The organism is Klebsiella sp. BIGb0149 (genome assembly GCF_004362605.1).
In the GTDB taxonomy this organism is placed as follows: Bacteria; Pseudomonadota; Gammaproteobacteria; order Enterobacterales; family Enterobacteriaceae; genus Klebsiella; species Klebsiella terrigena.
On the sequence record NZ_SNYG01000002.1, the window covers coordinates 512,363 to 527,834 of the forward strand.

The window sequence follows — 15,472 nt, forward strand, 5'->3', positions numbered from 1 at the left end:
GGCCTCTCCCGCAGGCAGCGTCGTTTCGCCAATAAGTTCGATCGGCATCACAGTTGGCAACCCCGAAAACCCCATTCCTTTGAGCTGGCATACCTATTGCTACTTCTCGCCCGATAGGCAAAAACGTCTTTACGACCGTTATGCCGCGCAACAGACACGACCCGCAGCTGCGGCAGTGCGACCTACGGTGACACCATCCGTCGGGCGTCGTTCGTACAAGGGACAGGACCCTGGAAACGGAGAAATATATGACCACTACGCTGGTTGGCAATGAAGTCGCGCGCGTTGATGGCCTGGCCAAGGTGAGCGGCAAGGCTATTTACGGCGATGATATTAAAATGGCAAATATGCTGTACGGCGTTTGTCGTTTTGTCGATATTCCTGCAGGACGCATTGATTCGCTCGACTTATCTGCGGCGAAGAACGTTCCTGGCGTGGTGCGTATTGCCACGTGGGAGGATATTCCCGGCGAGAAGAGCCTCGGCGTTATCATTCCCGACTATCCGCCGATCATTCGCGATGAAATTGCTTATCGCGGTGATGTCATTGCGGTCGTCGCCGCCGAAACCTATGAAGCGGCGTGCCTCGCGGCGGAGAAGATCGCGATTACCTATACGCCGTGGCAGCCCATCGTTTCGCCCGAAGAGGCCATGAAACCCGGAGCGCGCTTAATTCATAGCGAACTCGACAGCAATATTATTAATCACCACCACACCGTCAAAGGCGATATCGACAGCGGTTTTGCCGCCTCTACGCATATTTTTGAACGCGAGTACGAGGTGGGGTTTCAGGAACATGGCTATATAGAACCTGAATCTATCACGGCCTGGATCGATAACAACGAGCAGGTGATGACCATTAGCGGCTCGATTCAGAACGCCCACCGCATACGCGGGATCGTGGCAAAATACCTCGCCCTTCCGCAGTCGCGGGTCAACGTTAAGCGCTCGATACTGGGCGGTTCGTTTGGCGGCAAGGACGATATTATCGACAATATTGCCTGCCGGGCCGCCCTGCTGGCGCATCTTACCGGCCGCCCGGTCAAGATCTCCTACAATCGGGAACAGTCGATGCGGGAGAGCTATAAACGCCATCCCTATAAGATGAAGTACAAGATTGGCCTCGATGATAAGGCCCGCATTCAGGCGATTAAGGTCGATATTATCGCCGATGGCGGCAGCTACTCCGGGCAGACCATGTTCGTAACCTGGCGCAGCTCCGTGCAGGCCGCCGGGCCTTACAACATTCCCAACGTGCGGGTCGACGTGACGGGGGTCTATACCAACAATAACTACACCTCCGCCTATCGCGGCTACGGCGCTCCGCAGGTCATTTTTGCCAATGAATCGCTGATGGACGAGGTTGCCGAAGCGATGGGGCTCTCCCCGGTGGAGCTGCGCCTGCGCAATATTCTCCGCCAGGGCGATACCAGCATGGCCGGACAGGTATTTGATAATCATACGGTCTCCGCGCAGGAGGTCCTCGAAAAAGCCATGGCGAAAGCGGAGTTCGTCGCCAGGCGTGAGCACTATCGCAAGCTCAACGCCGAGGGCGGGCCGGTGCGCTACGGTATCGGCCTGGCGCTCAGCCACCGCGGGTGCTCCCTCGGCGCGGAGGGCCTGGACGCCTCATCGGCGCTGATGCAGGTGAACGCCGATGGCAGCATCAACATTTCAACCTCCGTCTCTGAAAACGGCCAGGGGTTGCAAACCACCATGTCGCTGATTACCGCCGAGGCCTTCGGCATCGGGCTGGATCGGGTGATGTTCTCTGAGCCTGACACCTCGATGATCGCCGACGGCGGCTCTACCGTCGCCTCCCGCGGCACGCTGATGGGCGGCCAGGCCATCCTGAGCGCCGCCAATAAAATCAAGAACCGGATGGCCAACGCCGTCAGCCAGCGGCTGGGGGCCGCCGGTATCGACGATCTGGTGTGGCAGGGGGGGAAAGTCTTCAATCGGCACCAGCCGCAAACCACCCTGACCTTCCAGGAAGTTGTCGATTTGACCCGGGCGACGGGCGCCAACCTCTCCTCCTACGGCTGGCACGTGGCGCCGGCTATCCACTGGGATGAGGAAAAAGGCTGCGGCAGCCCCTATTTCACCTGGGTGTACGGCTGCCAGATCGCCGATATTGCGCTGGATACCCGCACCGGCAAGATTGCTATCAATAACGTCGTCGCCGCCCACGATGTGGGTAAGGTGATCAATCCCGTCGGCTTTGCCGGTCAGGTGTACGGCGGCGTGCTGCAGGGGATGGTGGGATACGGCATGCTGGAGGATTTTAATACCGAAAACGGGACCGTGAAATCCGAGAATTTTGACACCTATCTGCTGCCCACCATCCAGGATATGCCCCATATCGATATTATCGCCGTCGAAAACCACGACCGCGCCGGGCCTTTAGGCGCCAAGGTCATCGGCGAGCCGGTCCTGGAGCTGGGAGCCGCGGCGCTTAACAACGCGGTCTGCTTCGCCCTGGAGAAACGAAACCGTCAGCTTCCCCTGACCCTCGAGCGCGTGCGCCTCGGCTATAACCTGAAAAAACCCGAGCGCCAGAGCGAACTCATGGCGGAGGGAGCGGAGCATAAGCAGGTTCTGCGCCTCAATACGCTGCGAATGGCGACGCCGAAAAATCTGGACGAGGCGCTGCAGCTGCTGGCGCGGGAAAATAGCCGGCCCATCGCCGGCGGGACCGACGTTCTGGTACAGGCGCGGTTGAAAACCGACGAGGTCGAGCTGGTCAATATTGCGGGGCTTCAGGAGCTCAGGCAGATAGAAGAGGTTAACGATGAGCTGATTATCGGCTCAGGGGTCTGCTTTACCGACCTGGTCAGGCACCCGCAGATTAAGGCGCGCTACCCTCTGCTGGTCACGGCCTGCAAAACTATCGGCTCTCTCCAGCTGCGCAACCAGGCGACGATCGGCGGGAATATCGTCAACGCCGCGCCCTGCGCCGACTCGGTTCCGCCGCTGATTATTTATGACGCCAGGCTGGAGCTGCGCAGCGCCAGCGGCGCGCGGCGAATAGCGCTCAGCGACTTTATCGTCGGCGGCTACCGCACGGCGCTGAATCAAGGTGAAATCGTCACCAGGGTCATATTACCCGCCCCGCCCGGGCCGCTATCACAGCAGCGGTATTTACAGCTGGGACGCCGCAACGCGCTGAATATCACCCGCCAAAGCCTGACGGGCCTGTTCACCTTTTCTGCCGATGGTACCCTGGCGCTCTGCCGCCTGGTGGATGGCGCACTGCTCAGCAAACCCCAGCGGCTGACGGAGGTTGAGGCCTGCCTGACGGGGTTTGTCCTCGACGAGAAGAGAATTGAGGATGCGGTCCAGGCGCTGAACAAAATCATGCATGAGGCGATAGGCGGACGCTGGTCGGCCCCTTACAAAATACCGGTATTTGAAGATATGTTCCGACAAATGATGCAGGAAACGCTGGCAGAGCAGAAGGTGGCAAAAAAATGAACCGAATTGAGCTGAAGGTTAATGGCATTCGCATCAGTCGCGAAGTGGACGATAACACCCGCCTGCTGGATTTCCTGCGGGAAGATCTGCGGCTAACCGGCACCAAGGAGGGCTGCTCCGTCGGCGAGTGCGGGGCCTGCACGGTGATTATGAATCAAAAGTCGGTCTGCTCGTGCCTCCTGCTGGCCGCCCAGTGCCACGGCGCGGAAATCACCACGATTGAGGCCCTGCAGCATGACGCCGTCGGGAAGAGGCTGCAAAACGCGTTCGTGCGCCACGGCGGCGTCCAGTGCGGCTTCTGTACGCCGGGGGTACTGATGAGCACGAAGGCCCTGTTAGATCAAAACCCTAAACCTTCCGATAGCGAAATTTGCGAGGCGCTGGAGGGTAACCTCTGCCGCTGCACCGGCTATCAGCCGATTATCACCTCGATAAAAGCGATTCTGAAGGCTTGAGTTTGCGGCGCCCCGGACGAGCTGATATCCGGGGTGCCGATAGTGGCGGAGGACGTATGCCTGTTAAAGAGTGTTTGATTCTGGCGGCAGGACTGTCAACCAGAATGGGGACCTGGAAAATGATGCTGCCATGGAGAGAGGGGACCGTCCTCGACGGCGCCATCGCCAATGCGCTCTCATTCTGCGATCGGGTTATCCTGGTGACCGGATTCAGAGGGTCCGAGCTGCATCAGCGCTACGCGCACCATCCAGGTATTGAGCTGGTTTATAACGCTAACTACCAGCAAGGCATGTTTTCATCCATCCAGGCGGGCGTAAAGCACATTAAAGCGCGCCATTTTTTTATCGCCCTCGGCGATATGCCGGCAGCCGGCGCTGGCGTTTATGCGTCCCTGTGGCGCCAGCGCAAAGAGACGTGCCTTATCCCCGAGTATCAGCAGGGCCGGGGTCATCCGGTGCTGCTGCCGTTTTCGATTATTGAAAAAATAGTCGCTGCCGGCGCCGACGATAATCTCAAAACGATTGTGCGTCAGTTCGGTAGCCAAACGGTCGGCGTGGCAGAAAATGGCATTCACTGGGACGTTGATACCCCGCAGCAATATCAGCAGCTGCTCTCCCGCTGCCGGGCCAGCGGCGAGACGCCGGAGAGGGTCGCCCCGCCGGCGTCGCCGAGGGGCTGAAGGCGATATCGTTGTCGCACCTACGCCAGACCGGCTTCCGCGCCCTGCTCCCAGGCGGTGAGCATCCGCATAATGGCCAGCGAGTCTTCGACTCTCGCCGCCGGTCGCGCCACCTCCCGCGCCCCCTGCGCCAGCGCGCTGCCGACCGCCAGCACCTGATAGTCGAACGCGTCGCCCGCGGCGGCGATATCGATATAGCGGGTTTCTCCCTCGTAGGGAGTGACGGCGATGCGGTTGCCGCCGGCTTCCGGGAGCCAGGGGTTACTCTCAATGCGCAGCGAACCGACGCTGCCCTGGATGCTAAAATCCCAGAACATGCCGTAATCTTCCGTACAGTGCAGGGAGGCCACCGCCCCATCGGCCCAGCTCAGGATTGCCGTGGCCTCGGCGAGATTGCCGTCTGCGCCGCGGCGGCCCATCGCCGCCAGACGGTAGTCGCCGACCGCGTCGCCGAGGCGGTGCTGCATCACCAAATGCGCTAATGAAGCCGGATAGCAGCCGAGGTTGTAAATCGCCCCCCGGCTGTCCGGATTCACCAGGTGGGCAATGCTGGCGCCGTAGCGGGCCGTCAGCGAACGGACCTCCCCCAGCTCGCCGCCGTTGAGGATATCGATCAGCGCGGCAATCAGCGGATGGTGCAGGTACATCAGGCCCTCCATAAAGAAGACGCGATGCTCTTCTACCGCCGCCAGCGCCGCTTCGGTTCGCGGCATATCCACCGACAGCGATTTCTCGCACAGAATGGCTTTTCCGGCCCGGGCGGCCTGAATCACGAAATCATGATGAATATGGTTTGGCAGGGCGATATAGACCACGTCAACCTCAGGATCGGCGATAAGCCGGGCGTAGTCGTCAAACAGGCGCTGCGGGGCGTACTTTTCGCCAAATGAGGCCAGCCCGGCGGCAGAGCGCCCCGCGGCCGCATAGAGCCGGTGCCCGGGCGCGCGGGCGATGGCCTCGGCCATCACTCCGGAAATAAAGCTGGTGCCCAGAATGCCCCAGTTAATCATGGTCATGCTCCCCACCGGCGCGCGCCGGCAACGTGGTTTCGAAAACCCGAACCAGGCTGACCCACCCGGCGTCGATAAACGCCTGGGTATGCGGCAGGGTGAAGTGGCGCTGATGGGCCGCCGGATCCTCATAGCGCTCCCAGAGAATAAACCGCCGCGGGTCGGTATTATCCTGCCAGGCCTGGGCCAGGGTGCAGCCCGGCTCCTGGCGCATCGCGGCGCAGAAGTCATCGATGGCGCGCTGCCCCTCCTCGATGGACCACCGGGCGTTAAGGGTGATTTCGGCGGTAATAAAATGGCCGCTGCTTTCCATACTGTTCCTCTTGCTGTGAACCCGGCGGGCGTCGGCTCCGCGCCGGGAGTTGTCTATGATTAATGCCCTGCCGGGTAGTGCAGGCTGAGGTAGCCGTTGGCGACCCGCTCATCGATTTCTCGCGGAACCGGCACCACGCAGTCGGCGCGCGTGGCGTAGCCCCGCGCCACCGCCTCAAGGCAGCGCGACTGCAGCGCAAAGCCGAGATCCATCGATTCGATTGAGTTGCCGAGCGGGCGCGGGCCGGCCAGGTTCAGCATATGGCCGTCGGTGAGAATGCGGATCCGCCGACCGTTGGCCAGGGTATAGCAGGTTATTCCCTCGGCAAAACGCACGGTATCGCGAATGTCTCCGTGGGCGGCAATATCCGCCACGTCTATTTCGGTCGGAAAATGGCCGGCGTTGGCGAGGGTAACGTTATCTTTTAACAGCGCCAGGTCTTCAGAGCCGAGAACGCGCCCGCCGCCGGTCACGGTGATAATGACGTCGGCGCTGCGGATCGCCGTCTCCCGGTCGGGGGTATCAAAACCGTCCAGATGCGCGCGCAGGCGCTTGAGCGGATCGCTATCCACCACGCTGACTTTGGCGTTAGCATTGCGGAAGTTATACGCCACCCCCATGCCGCAGGCGCCGTAGCCGAATACGGTCACCCGCTGGCCGTTGGTTATCCGGTTCGTCACCCGCATGTATGACTCCAGCACGCTCTGGCCGACCGCGTGCTCGTTTTCCGCAAACTGCTTAATCGGGCTGTCGTTGATAACGAGGATCGGGCGGTTCAGCTCGGCTCGCCTCAGCGCCAGGCGCATGCGCCCGGAGGTGGTTTCCTCGGTGCCGCCCAGCAGAGAATCATAGGGTTGCTCAAGGAACAGCTCGAACAGATCGCCGCCGTTATCCAGCAGCATATCCGGCTTCGCCGCCAGCACCTGCTGCAGGAATTGACGATGACGTCCGGGATCCTGGCTGGCTTCACCGATCACCCGCATTCCCTTCTCACTCAGCCACGCCAGCGTGTCCGGCTGGGTTGAGTTGAGGTTGCCGGTGGCGACGATATCGGCCCCGCCGTCGCGCAGCGTCATTAACAGCGACACGGTTTTAGGCTCGAGGTGAATAGCGGTCCCAATGGTCATCCCGGAAAATGGCCGGGTTTCGCGGAACTCACCGGCAATCTCCTGCAGTAAACGACAGTTCTCTTGTACCCACTCAATACGACCAGGCATAGCGTTTTGCTCCTGAAGTTAATCTCGAACGTTGTCACACCGATCGGCGTCTGCTGGCGCCGGCGATCGACATCATACGTATGACTTCATGATCAGTGCGTGACGGCGATCTCATATTAAGTAATACGTATGACCTTAAGAAGGGTACCGCCGGGACGCGGTTTACAGCCCGTCCTTGTCTAACCCGGCCACGACAGGCATCATAGGCGGCGTAAAAAAGGAGACGACATGGCTGACAGTGGAAAAATGCGTCCGGACCCCCGGTCCGGCGAACGAGAAGGCGCGGTGACCAGTACGATGGTGGCGCGGGCCGCTAACGTCTCCCAGTCCACCGTGTCGCTGGTGCTCTCGGGAAAATCCGCCGGCCGCGTCTCCGCCGCCACCCGAACCCTGGTCGAAGAGACCGCGCGGCAGCTGGGCTATCGGCCCAACGTTTCCGCCCAGACGCTGCGCACGGGGATCGTCAAAACTCTCGCCTTCGCGGTTCCCGACCTGCAGCAGCCCTTTTTTGGTCAGGTGCTCTATGCCGCAGAGCTTTTCGCCTGCCAGCACGGCTACAACATTATCCTGATCGACACCCTCGCCGACGCGGACTGGGCCGGGCGCTTGCTGCAGATGTTCAACAGCCACACCATCGCCGGCTGTATCGTCTACGCCAGCGACAAAGAGACCGAGCGGCGCCTGGCGCCGATGCAGAATAACGTTGTCTATATTGAAGCCGATGACGAGACGCTAAGCGGTATCGATCTTAATACCGTCGGGGTGATGAAGGCCGTGGCCGAACACCTGGCCGCCCTCGGGCACCGGCGCATCGGCTACCTTGCCGCCCGCTACCCGCGAGCGCTGTTCCAGCGTCGCTTTGACAGCTTTGTCCAGCAGCTGGCGCTTGCGGGGATCGCCTTTGCGCCGCAGCGTCGCCAGTTTTCCAGATTCGGCGTTGAGGAGGCCACGGCCTGCGCCCTGCAGCTGCTGGAAAGCGATATTACCGCCGTGGTTTGCGATGACGATCTGCTCGCCGGGGCGCTATACCGCGCGGCCCGGAAAATGGGCAAATCGATCCCCGGCGATCTCTCCGTCATCGGCTTTAACGATGTGGAGATCGCCCGCCTGCTAAGTCCGGAACTCACCACCATCGCCATTCCCGCAGAAGAGATTGGCCAGCGCTCGGTTGAGCTGCTGCTCGCCCAGCTCGGCCCGTCGCACGTCAGGGCGAAGCCGGCGATCCTCGATCTGCACCTGCGGCTTCGCGGCTCAACCGGGCCGGTGGCAAAGTAGCGTCCTGCCGGAACAGCGACTAAAAATCACCGCTATTCGCATCGCCGGAGGCCGCCGGTTGTGCGGCATCGTTGCGCGCATCCCGACGATAGTGGCCGGGAGCCAGGCCCATCACCCGCTTAAAGGCGCTGCTGAACGCGCTTTCGGAAGCGTACCCTACCCTTGCGGCCACCTCGGCGATCGCCGCCCCCGCCAGCAGCTCGCGCCGCGCCAGGTACATACGCCACTGGGTTAAATAGGCCAGCGGTGGGATCCCCATTCTTTCGCGAAACCGCACCGCCAGCGAGGTTCTCGACATCCCGGCGCTTTTTGCCAGCGTCTGCAGGGTCCAGCCGCGGGCGGGTTCGCCGTGAATGCAGCTGAGCACGATGGAGAGCCGCGGATCGGCAAAACCCTGCAGCCACCCCTTATCTTCCGCCGGCGCGCCGGCAAGCCAGGCGCGCAGCGTCTGGGTGAAGAGCAGCTGGGTCAGCCCGGCCACCATGCTGGCGCGTCCGGGTCGGCTGCTGTTCATTTCGACCACCAGCTGCCTGAGCAGCCAGGAGAGCGGTTCAGCTTCGGCTGCGCCGCCGCGGACGTGGATCAGCGGCGGCAGTCCGCTCAGCAGCAGCGCCTGGCGATCGGCATCCAGCCGGACCTTGCCGCCGATCATGGTGAAATCCTCTCCCTGCCCCAGGCGATAGCGGTCGTCGTCGCGTTCGATCGGCGCCTGCCCGGCGTCGGGCAGTAATTCGGCCGAGCTGGCCAGCGTCAGGGTGCGCGTACCGTTGGTAATCAGCACGTCGCCGCTCTCCGCCAGCTGCGGAGCCGGTACGTCATCAAGCGCGTACCAGCAGCGCCCCTGGGTTACCGCGCAAAACTTAATCGAATCGAGGTTGGCAAAACGGCGCGCCCAGGCCCCGCCGGCCACCAGGCTTCCGGAGAGATCGCAGCGCACCTGCAGGAAATCGAGCAGATCCGATAGCGGGTCAACGGCTAAATTTGAACTATCACGCATATAAATTGCATTTTCACGGCTTCATCGTACGGTGACGGCACTCTACCATGTGACAACCCCCTTCGTCCCGGAGAATAGCTATGCTCACCCCTCAGTCTCCTGTTGTTTCAGGCTTCAGCGCGACCTCTACGCCCGAGGAGGTTATGCGTCACGTCGACCTCAGCGGAAAATGCGCCATCGTCACCGGCGGACACGCGGGAATTGGTCTACAAACCGTCATGGCGCTGCGTGCCGCCGGTGCCAGAATCATCGTTCCCGCCCGCGACGTGACGGCGGCCCGGGCCGCCCTTGCCGGTATGCCGGACGCTATCGTGCTACCGCTGGATCTGCTGAACCCGGACTCTATCGACCGCTTCGCCAGCGCGGCGCTCGCCGAAACCGACGCCGTCGATATTCTGCTGAATAACGCCGGCATTATGGCCCCGCCGCTCTCCCGCGACGCCCGCGGGTTCGAATCGCAGTTTTCCACCAATCACCTCGGCCATTTTCAGCTGACGCTGCGGCTTTGGGACGCACTCGTCGCCTCGGGGAGCGCGCGCGTCGTGGCGCTGTCATCCCTCGGGCACCGCTATTCCGCAGTCTGCTTCGACGATATCCACTACCGGCAGCGGCCCTACGATCCCTGGCGGGCCTACGGCCAGTCGAAAACGGCCAACGCCCTGTTTGCCGTACATCTCGACCGACTCGGCGAGCCGTTGGGCATTCGCGCGTTTTCGGTACATCCCGGCAGGATCCCCGCTACCGGGCTGAGCCGCTTTATGAGCGCGGAGGAGAAGGCGGCCGTCGCCCGGGCGGCGCAGGTTGGGCCGGACTTTGTACCTTCGCCGCTGAAAACCGTGGCTCAGGGCGCGGCAACCAGCCTGTGGGCGGCCACCAGCCCGCAGCTGGCCGGCATGGGCGGAGTGTACTGCGCGGACTGCGACATCTCGCCGCAGGTCGCCGACGATAGCCCCGACGTCAGCGGCGTACGCCGCTGGGCGACGGATCCTCTGCAGGCCGGGCGCCTGTGGGACCTTTCGCTCAGGATGCTCGGGCAATAATTTTTTTAGCCATACGGGAGAACGCTATGCCGCTTAATCACTACATTACCCTGGGACGCTCCGGGCTACGGGTCAGCCCGTACTGCCTCGGCACCATGACCTTTGGCGAAGAGTTTGGCTGGGGCGCCAGCCCGCAGGAGTCGTTTGCCATGCTCGACGAGTACCGCAGCCGCGGCGGCAACTTTGTCGACACCGCCAATATCTACACCGCCGGTCATTCGGAGCAGATCGTCGGCGACTACATTAAGCACCGCGCGCTACGGCGCGATGAGCTGGTGCTAAGTACGAAGTTCTACTGCAACCTCTTCCCCGGCGATCCGAACGGCGGCGGCGCGGGGCGCAAGGCGCTGATCCAGCAGTGCGAGGCCTCGCTGCAGCGCCTGCGGAGCGACTATATCGATATCTACTGGCTGCATAACTGGGACCAGACCGCGCCGATTGAAGAGACGCTGCGCGGGCTCGACGATCTGGTCACCGCCGGCAAGATTCGCTACGTCGGCTTCTCGGATATTCCGGCGTGGAAAACCGCCGAAGCGCAGACCATCGCCCGCTTTCGCGGCTGGGCGCCGATCATTGCGCTGCAGCTCGAATACTCCCTGCTGGAGCGAACCGGCGAAGGGGAACTGTTCCCGCTGGCGCAGGAGATGGGCATGGGGATCATGCCCTGGTCACCGCTCAAAAGCGGCTTCCTGAGCGGTAAATTCAGGCGCAACGGCGAAGGCAGCGTCGACACCCGCCGCAGCGGCATGGTCGGCATGCCGTCTCCGGCGGACTACGATGTTATCGATACGGTGATCGAGATCGCCTCGGCGCTTAACGTCAGCCCGGCGGCGGTGGCGCTGGCGTGGGTCAGATCGCAGCCGGGAGTCAGCGCCACGCTGATTGGCGCCCGGCGGCTCGATCAGCTGAAAACCAACCTCGACTCGCTGGAGGTAACGCTGTCGGCCGGACAGATCGCCAGGCTCGGCGAGGTTTCGCAGCCGAAGCTCAACTTCCCGGCCGAAAACAACGCCACCCTGGCGCCGATGCTCGCTTTCGCCGGCATGACCGTGGATGGTAAAACGATCCCCTCTTTCAACCTCCACGCCTCCTGAGGGTTTACGCCAAACGACCGGCGCGGATTGCCCGCCGCGCCGGTCGGTTTAGCCCATTTCGCTGCGAATGGCCTCGCGTAAAGCCGGCAAATTGTCGCCGTCAACGGGGCTCACCATCGCATAGTTGTAATGGCTGTCGCTCCAGTACTGCGCCACCAGGCCATCGCTCTGCCGCGCCCCTTTGCTCAGGTGGACCGCCTGATGACGGATATACCAGGCGATCCGCTTCCCTCCGGCGGTTTCATAGAGCACTAACGCCGATGCCCCCTGTTCGCTGGCCATCAGCCGGGCGCCAATCAGCTTAAAGCCATAGCGTTCCAGATCCGGCGGCAGCGTACCGCTGATAAAGTAGCGTCGCAGCCAGTTTTCCAGCATCGGCGGCTCGCTGGTGCGGATATCCATGCTGGCGAGCTGCGGAAGATCGCCAAACAGTTTATAGGCCTGCACCGCGTCTTCCATCGGCAGCGTCGGCGACTGAACGTGCTCTTTAAGCTGCCAGCCGCCGAGGCTTCCCGCCCCCAGTGCCAGCACCAGGGAAAAGGCCAGCGCAACGCGCTGAATACGCCGCTGACGCAGGCGAAAGCGCAGCCTGGCGGGGTCAGAGTTGATGGCAAGGTAGCGAATATCCGTTCGGTTCACGGCATGCTGCAGACGCAGCTTATCCTGTCGCCAGCCCTCCACCTCCCGGGCCACCGCGGGATGATCGCGCAGCCAGGACTCGATTTCCCGGCTGGTCCGTTCGTCGGTTTCGCCATCCAGCCAGGCATGCAGCAGGCTTTCATCGGGCAGATTGCTCATTTTAATCTCCTTAGCACCACGGGCGACGCGTGCTCCTCAGTCAATTTCCGCAGCTGCTTGCGGGCTCTGGACAAGCGCGACATCACCGTTCCGAGAGGGATATTGAGCGCTTCGGCGGCTTCCCGGTAGCTCATCTCCTCCACGCTGATCAGCAGAAGCAGCGCCCGACTTTCCGCCGGCAAATGGGCAAATAGCGCCAGCGTTTCGTCCGCCATGACGCTGTTTTCACCGCCAACGTCCGTTTTAGCTTCCTGCTGAAAAAACGTCAGCAGCTTTTGCCAGCGCTTGCGCCGCCGCTCGCCGTCGATAAACAGGCGCCAGAGAATCGAGAACAGCCAGGTGCGCAGATTGTGCACCTCTGCCCTGTCAGCCGGGCCGTCCAACGCCTTGATCAGCGTATTCTGCACCAAATCCTCCGCGGCCATGACGTCCCGGGTCAACCATAGCGCAAAGCGCTGGAGGTGCGGGAGGAGTTCGCGAATATCTTCATCGCTAAGCGCCAGCATGACTCACCCTCCGGAACGCCGACGAACGCCGCTCATACTGCTGAATACCCCGTCGCGCAGGATCAGACCGTGCAGCAGCGCCGCGGCGACATGCGCGAGGACCACGGCGAATAACGCAAACGCCAGCAGCGTGTGTAAAGGGCGCAGGATGGCATACAGATCGATGTTCACCGGCAGCAAAGCCGGTAATACCACCCCGCCCCACAACGTGACGGGATAGCCGGCAGCGGAAAGCATCGCCCAGCCAACCAGCGGTTGAGCGACCATCAGCAGATAGAGCGCCAGGTGGCTAAGGTGCGCCATCCCTTTTTGCCAGCGGGACAGGGTTCCCGGCAGCGCCGGCGCGCCGTAGCGCCAGCGGAGAAAGATACGCAGCAGCACTAATACTTCGATAGCGGCACCAAGGGGTTTATGCACGGCGAGCAGCAGCGAGTGGCTGGATGAAACCGTTGAGACCATCGCTACGCCGATAAACAACATCGCCAGTATCGCCAGCGCCATCAGCCAGTGAACAAGGCGCAGCAGCGGATGAAAGGTCGTCGCCTGAGTTTTCATGAACGCTTCTCCTGACCCTGACGGGCCTCTTCGGTCGTACGCAGATTAAAAGATTTGGCATAAGCCGCGGAGCGCGCGTTCAGCAGCGGATCGTCGGAACCGGCAATCCCGTCCGGCAGGATCAGCGGGTCGTAGTTAATATTATTGCACGCGCCCCCCTGCTGATCTTCAGCCTTGTGAATCACCACGGTTCCCGCCACCAGCGAGGGATTCTCCTGCGGCCAGGCTTTCGTCGCATCGTTGACCGGATCTCCCGGCCGGGCGACGGTAATCAGCAGATCCCAGGATAATGGACCCGCGGCCAGGCGGGTTTTCAGATCGCCGGCGAGATAGTTTTTATCCTCTTTATCCTGCGCCGAAATAGGTTGCCACGGCGAGTGCGGCACCAGGCTCCAGCGCACGAAGTGGCTTTGATTGTGCGCGTCGATAAAGCGAAAGGCGTTCAGGCTGTTGTATTGCTCCTGCGCCCAGCCGGCGGCCAGGACGTGCGTTTTCGCCCACTGGAAGAAGGGTTTGGCTTCCGGATGCGCCTGCATAAAGGCCTGCATTTTCTGCGGGTCGGGTTTGCCGGTGGCCGCCAGCGGGCGGGTGGCTAGCTGTTGGTCATAAAACCCCTGCGGGGTGGCGACGCTAAAGAAAGGCAGCGCGTTCATGCCGCTGCGCCACTGTTGGCCGTCGGGTAAAGTGAACGCCAGGGCGAAACTTCTCACCGGCACGGCGTAATCCGGCGCCCCCGGATTGCCGCCGGCGATGGCCAGCCGCCCGGTCACCGGTACGCTTCCCGGGCGAAAGACGATCGCTCGCGAAAGCGCCTCGGCCTTGCCGTTGGAGATAAATTCGCCGCTCACGCACACGCCTTTGGCGTGATTGCGGCGAAAGCCAGGATGCACGCCGCCATTTTTTTCCAGCACCTCAATGAGCGTATTCGCCGAAAGCCGCTCCGGCGTCAGCCAGCCGCCGGCCCAGACGAAGAGCAGCAGCAGGGCCGCGGGAATGGCGCCGACAAGCAGCAGCAGGAGTTTTTTTTGCTCAAAAACGCGGTCAGGTGTTTTCATCTTAGAAGCTCGGTCACGATAGAGTCTCCATAAGACGAACGGGGAACGGGTTTATTCCCGGCGGACGAAAATTTTTTATCCGCCAGCGCATCCCGCTATGGCGTCTGCGCCATCGCTATGAATTTTTTAATAACCGGCGCGCGTTCGCGCTTGCGATACAGCAGCCAAATTGCCGAGGGAATATCCGGCGCGGCCAGCTCCCGATAGACCACTTCGCGCAGAACGATCGCCTGGCTGAGGATAACCGGCACCACCGCCACGCCGTTGCCGAGCGCCACGTTGGCCAGCACTTCCGTCAGGCTGCCCGCCCGCAGGGTGTGATTGAGCATAAACCCGCCGCGGCGCGCCACTTCCCGGGTACCGGAAATCTGTTCGGGTAAAATAAAGGTTTCTGCGCTCAGATCTGCGGGGACAACGGCGGTTTCACCCGCCGCTAAAGGGTGGGTCGCCGGCAGCGCCAGGCAGAAACGGTCCTGCTGTAGCGCAATATGGGCAACCTCCGCAGGCAGCGCCACCGGCGCGCGCACCAGCGCCACATCCATCTGCCCCTCAACCAGCGCGGAGGCCATGCCGTCCATCGCTATTTCATACGCCTGAACAAAAACCGCGGGATGATGCTGGCGAAAACGGGCGCACAGCTGGCTCAGGCTGCCCGACATCAGCGCCGAAGCGACGTAGCCGACGCGGATATAGCCCCGTTCGCCGCGCGCGGCGCTGAGTACCCGCTCCCGGGCCTGATTGGCGTGGGCCAGCGTCGCCAGGGCCTCTTCGAGCAGCACCTCGCCGGCCTGAGTCAGCTGGACGCGCCGTTTGTTGCGCAGAAACAGCGGCGTACCGAGCTCCCGCTCCAGCTGGCCGATCTGCACCGACAGCGTGGGCACCGCAATATTCAGCGACTCCGCCGCCGCGCCAAAATGTAGCGTGTTGGCTACTTCGACAAAATAACGCAGGTGGCGAAGCTCCATATGCTCTCCCAACAATTAGGTATTGCCTAATAATAATCC

The 15,472-nt window shown here is 61.9% G+C and carries 15 protein-coding genes; 6 read left to right on the plus strand and 9 right to left on the minus strand.

The genetic code is table 11. The features are described from left to right. Positions 1-248 precede the first annotated feature (248 nt). The 3 genes from EDF75_RS09255 to EDF75_RS09265 are packed head-to-tail and all read left to right on the plus strand — an operon-like array spanning position 249 to position 4,608. Entirely contained in the window at positions 249-3,473 is a 3,225-nt protein-coding gene (locus tag EDF75_RS09255) for a molybdopterin cofactor-binding domain-containing protein (protein ID WP_133598699.1), read from the plus strand. Next, positions 3,470-3,928, plus strand: a complete 459-nt coding sequence (locus EDF75_RS09260) for a (2Fe-2S)-binding protein (protein WP_133598700.1) — start codon at positions 3,470-3,472, stop codon at positions 3,926-3,928. Before EDF75_RS09255 ends, EDF75_RS09260 begins: the two co-directional genes overlap by 4 nt. A gap of 56 nt (positions 3,929-3,984) precedes the next feature. After that, positions 3,985-4,608 carry an NTP transferase domain-containing protein gene (locus tag EDF75_RS09265; RefSeq protein WP_133598702.1) on the plus strand — a complete coding sequence of 208 codons (624 nt, stop codon included), beginning with the start codon at positions 3,985-3,987 and terminating at the stop codon, positions 4,606-4,608. A 20-nt stretch (positions 4,609-4,628) separates the two neighbouring features. Here the strand turns inward: EDF75_RS09265 and EDF75_RS09270 are convergent, their stop codons facing one another. The 3 genes from EDF75_RS09270 to EDF75_RS09280 are packed head-to-tail and all read right to left on the minus strand — an operon-like array spanning position 4,629 to position 7,148. Further along, a complete protein-coding gene (locus EDF75_RS09270) occupies positions 4,629-5,624 on the minus strand; it encodes a Gfo/Idh/MocA family protein (protein ID WP_208113311.1) in 996 nt (331 codons plus the stop codon). Further along, positions 5,611-5,931 (minus strand): putative quinol monooxygenase, encoded by a 321-nt coding sequence (locus EDF75_RS09275; RefSeq protein WP_133598705.1) that lies wholly within the window; start codon positions 5,929-5,931, stop codon positions 5,611-5,613. The genes EDF75_RS09270 and EDF75_RS09275 overlap by 14 nt, the downstream gene beginning before the upstream one ends. 59 nt (positions 5,932-5,990) lie before the next feature. Then, positions 5,991-7,148, minus strand: coding sequence for an adenosylhomocysteinase (locus tag EDF75_RS09280; RefSeq protein ID WP_133598707.1), 1,158 nt, complete (start codon positions 7,146-7,148; stop codon positions 5,991-5,993). Positions 7,149-7,376: 228 nt separating this feature from the next. Here EDF75_RS09280 and EDF75_RS09285 point away from each other — a divergent pair, with 228 nt between their 5' ends. Continuing rightward, complete coding sequence (locus EDF75_RS09285; protein WP_133598708.1) at positions 7,377-8,423, plus strand: LacI family DNA-binding transcriptional regulator; 1,047 nt, start codon at positions 7,377-7,379, stop codon at positions 8,421-8,423. 19 nt (positions 8,424-8,442) lie between these two features. On the opposite strand, the gene EDF75_RS09290 is transcribed toward EDF75_RS09285, so the two are convergent. Further along, entirely contained in the window at positions 8,443-9,420 is a 978-nt protein-coding gene (locus tag EDF75_RS09290) for an AraC family transcriptional regulator (RefSeq protein WP_133598710.1), read from the minus strand. Positions 9,421-9,500: 80 nt separating this feature from the next. Between EDF75_RS09290 and EDF75_RS09295 the strand changes: the two genes are divergently transcribed. Then, positions 9,501-10,460, plus strand: coding sequence for an oxidoreductase (locus tag EDF75_RS09295; RefSeq protein WP_133598712.1), 960 nt, complete (start codon positions 9,501-9,503; stop codon positions 10,458-10,460). Positions 10,461-10,486: 26 nt separating this feature from the next. Then, positions 10,487-11,554 carry an aldo/keto reductase gene (locus EDF75_RS09300; protein ID WP_133598714.1) on the plus strand — a complete coding sequence of 356 codons (1,068 nt, stop codon included), beginning with the start codon at positions 10,487-10,489 and terminating at the stop codon, positions 11,552-11,554. Between the two features lie 48 nt (positions 11,555-11,602). Here the strand turns inward: EDF75_RS09300 and EDF75_RS09305 are convergent, their stop codons facing one another. From EDF75_RS09305 to EDF75_RS09325, 5 genes are all read right to left on the minus strand, one after another. Further along, complete coding sequence (locus tag EDF75_RS09305; RefSeq protein WP_133598716.1) at positions 11,603-12,352, minus strand: anti-sigma factor family protein; 750 nt, start codon at positions 12,350-12,352, stop codon at positions 11,603-11,605. Continuing rightward, a complete protein-coding gene (locus EDF75_RS09310; protein ID WP_133598718.1) occupies positions 12,349-12,858 on the minus strand; it encodes an RNA polymerase sigma factor in 510 nt (169 codons plus the stop codon). The genes EDF75_RS09305 and EDF75_RS09310 overlap by 4 nt, the downstream gene beginning before the upstream one ends. A gap of 3 nt (positions 12,859-12,861) precedes the next feature. Then, positions 12,862-13,413 carry a cytochrome b gene (locus tag EDF75_RS09315; protein ID WP_133598720.1) on the minus strand — a complete coding sequence of 184 codons (552 nt, stop codon included), beginning with the start codon at positions 13,411-13,413 and terminating at the stop codon, positions 12,862-12,864. Then, entirely contained in the window at positions 13,410-14,468 is a 1,059-nt protein-coding gene (locus EDF75_RS09320) for a catalase family peroxidase (protein ID WP_133598722.1), read from the minus strand. Before EDF75_RS09320 ends, EDF75_RS09315 begins: the two co-directional genes overlap by 4 nt. A 95-nt stretch (positions 14,469-14,563) precedes the next feature. Continuing rightward, entirely contained in the window at positions 14,564-15,433 is an 870-nt protein-coding gene (locus tag EDF75_RS09325) for a LysR family transcriptional regulator (RefSeq protein WP_133598724.1), read from the minus strand. Positions 15,434-15,472: the final 39 nt, after the last annotated feature.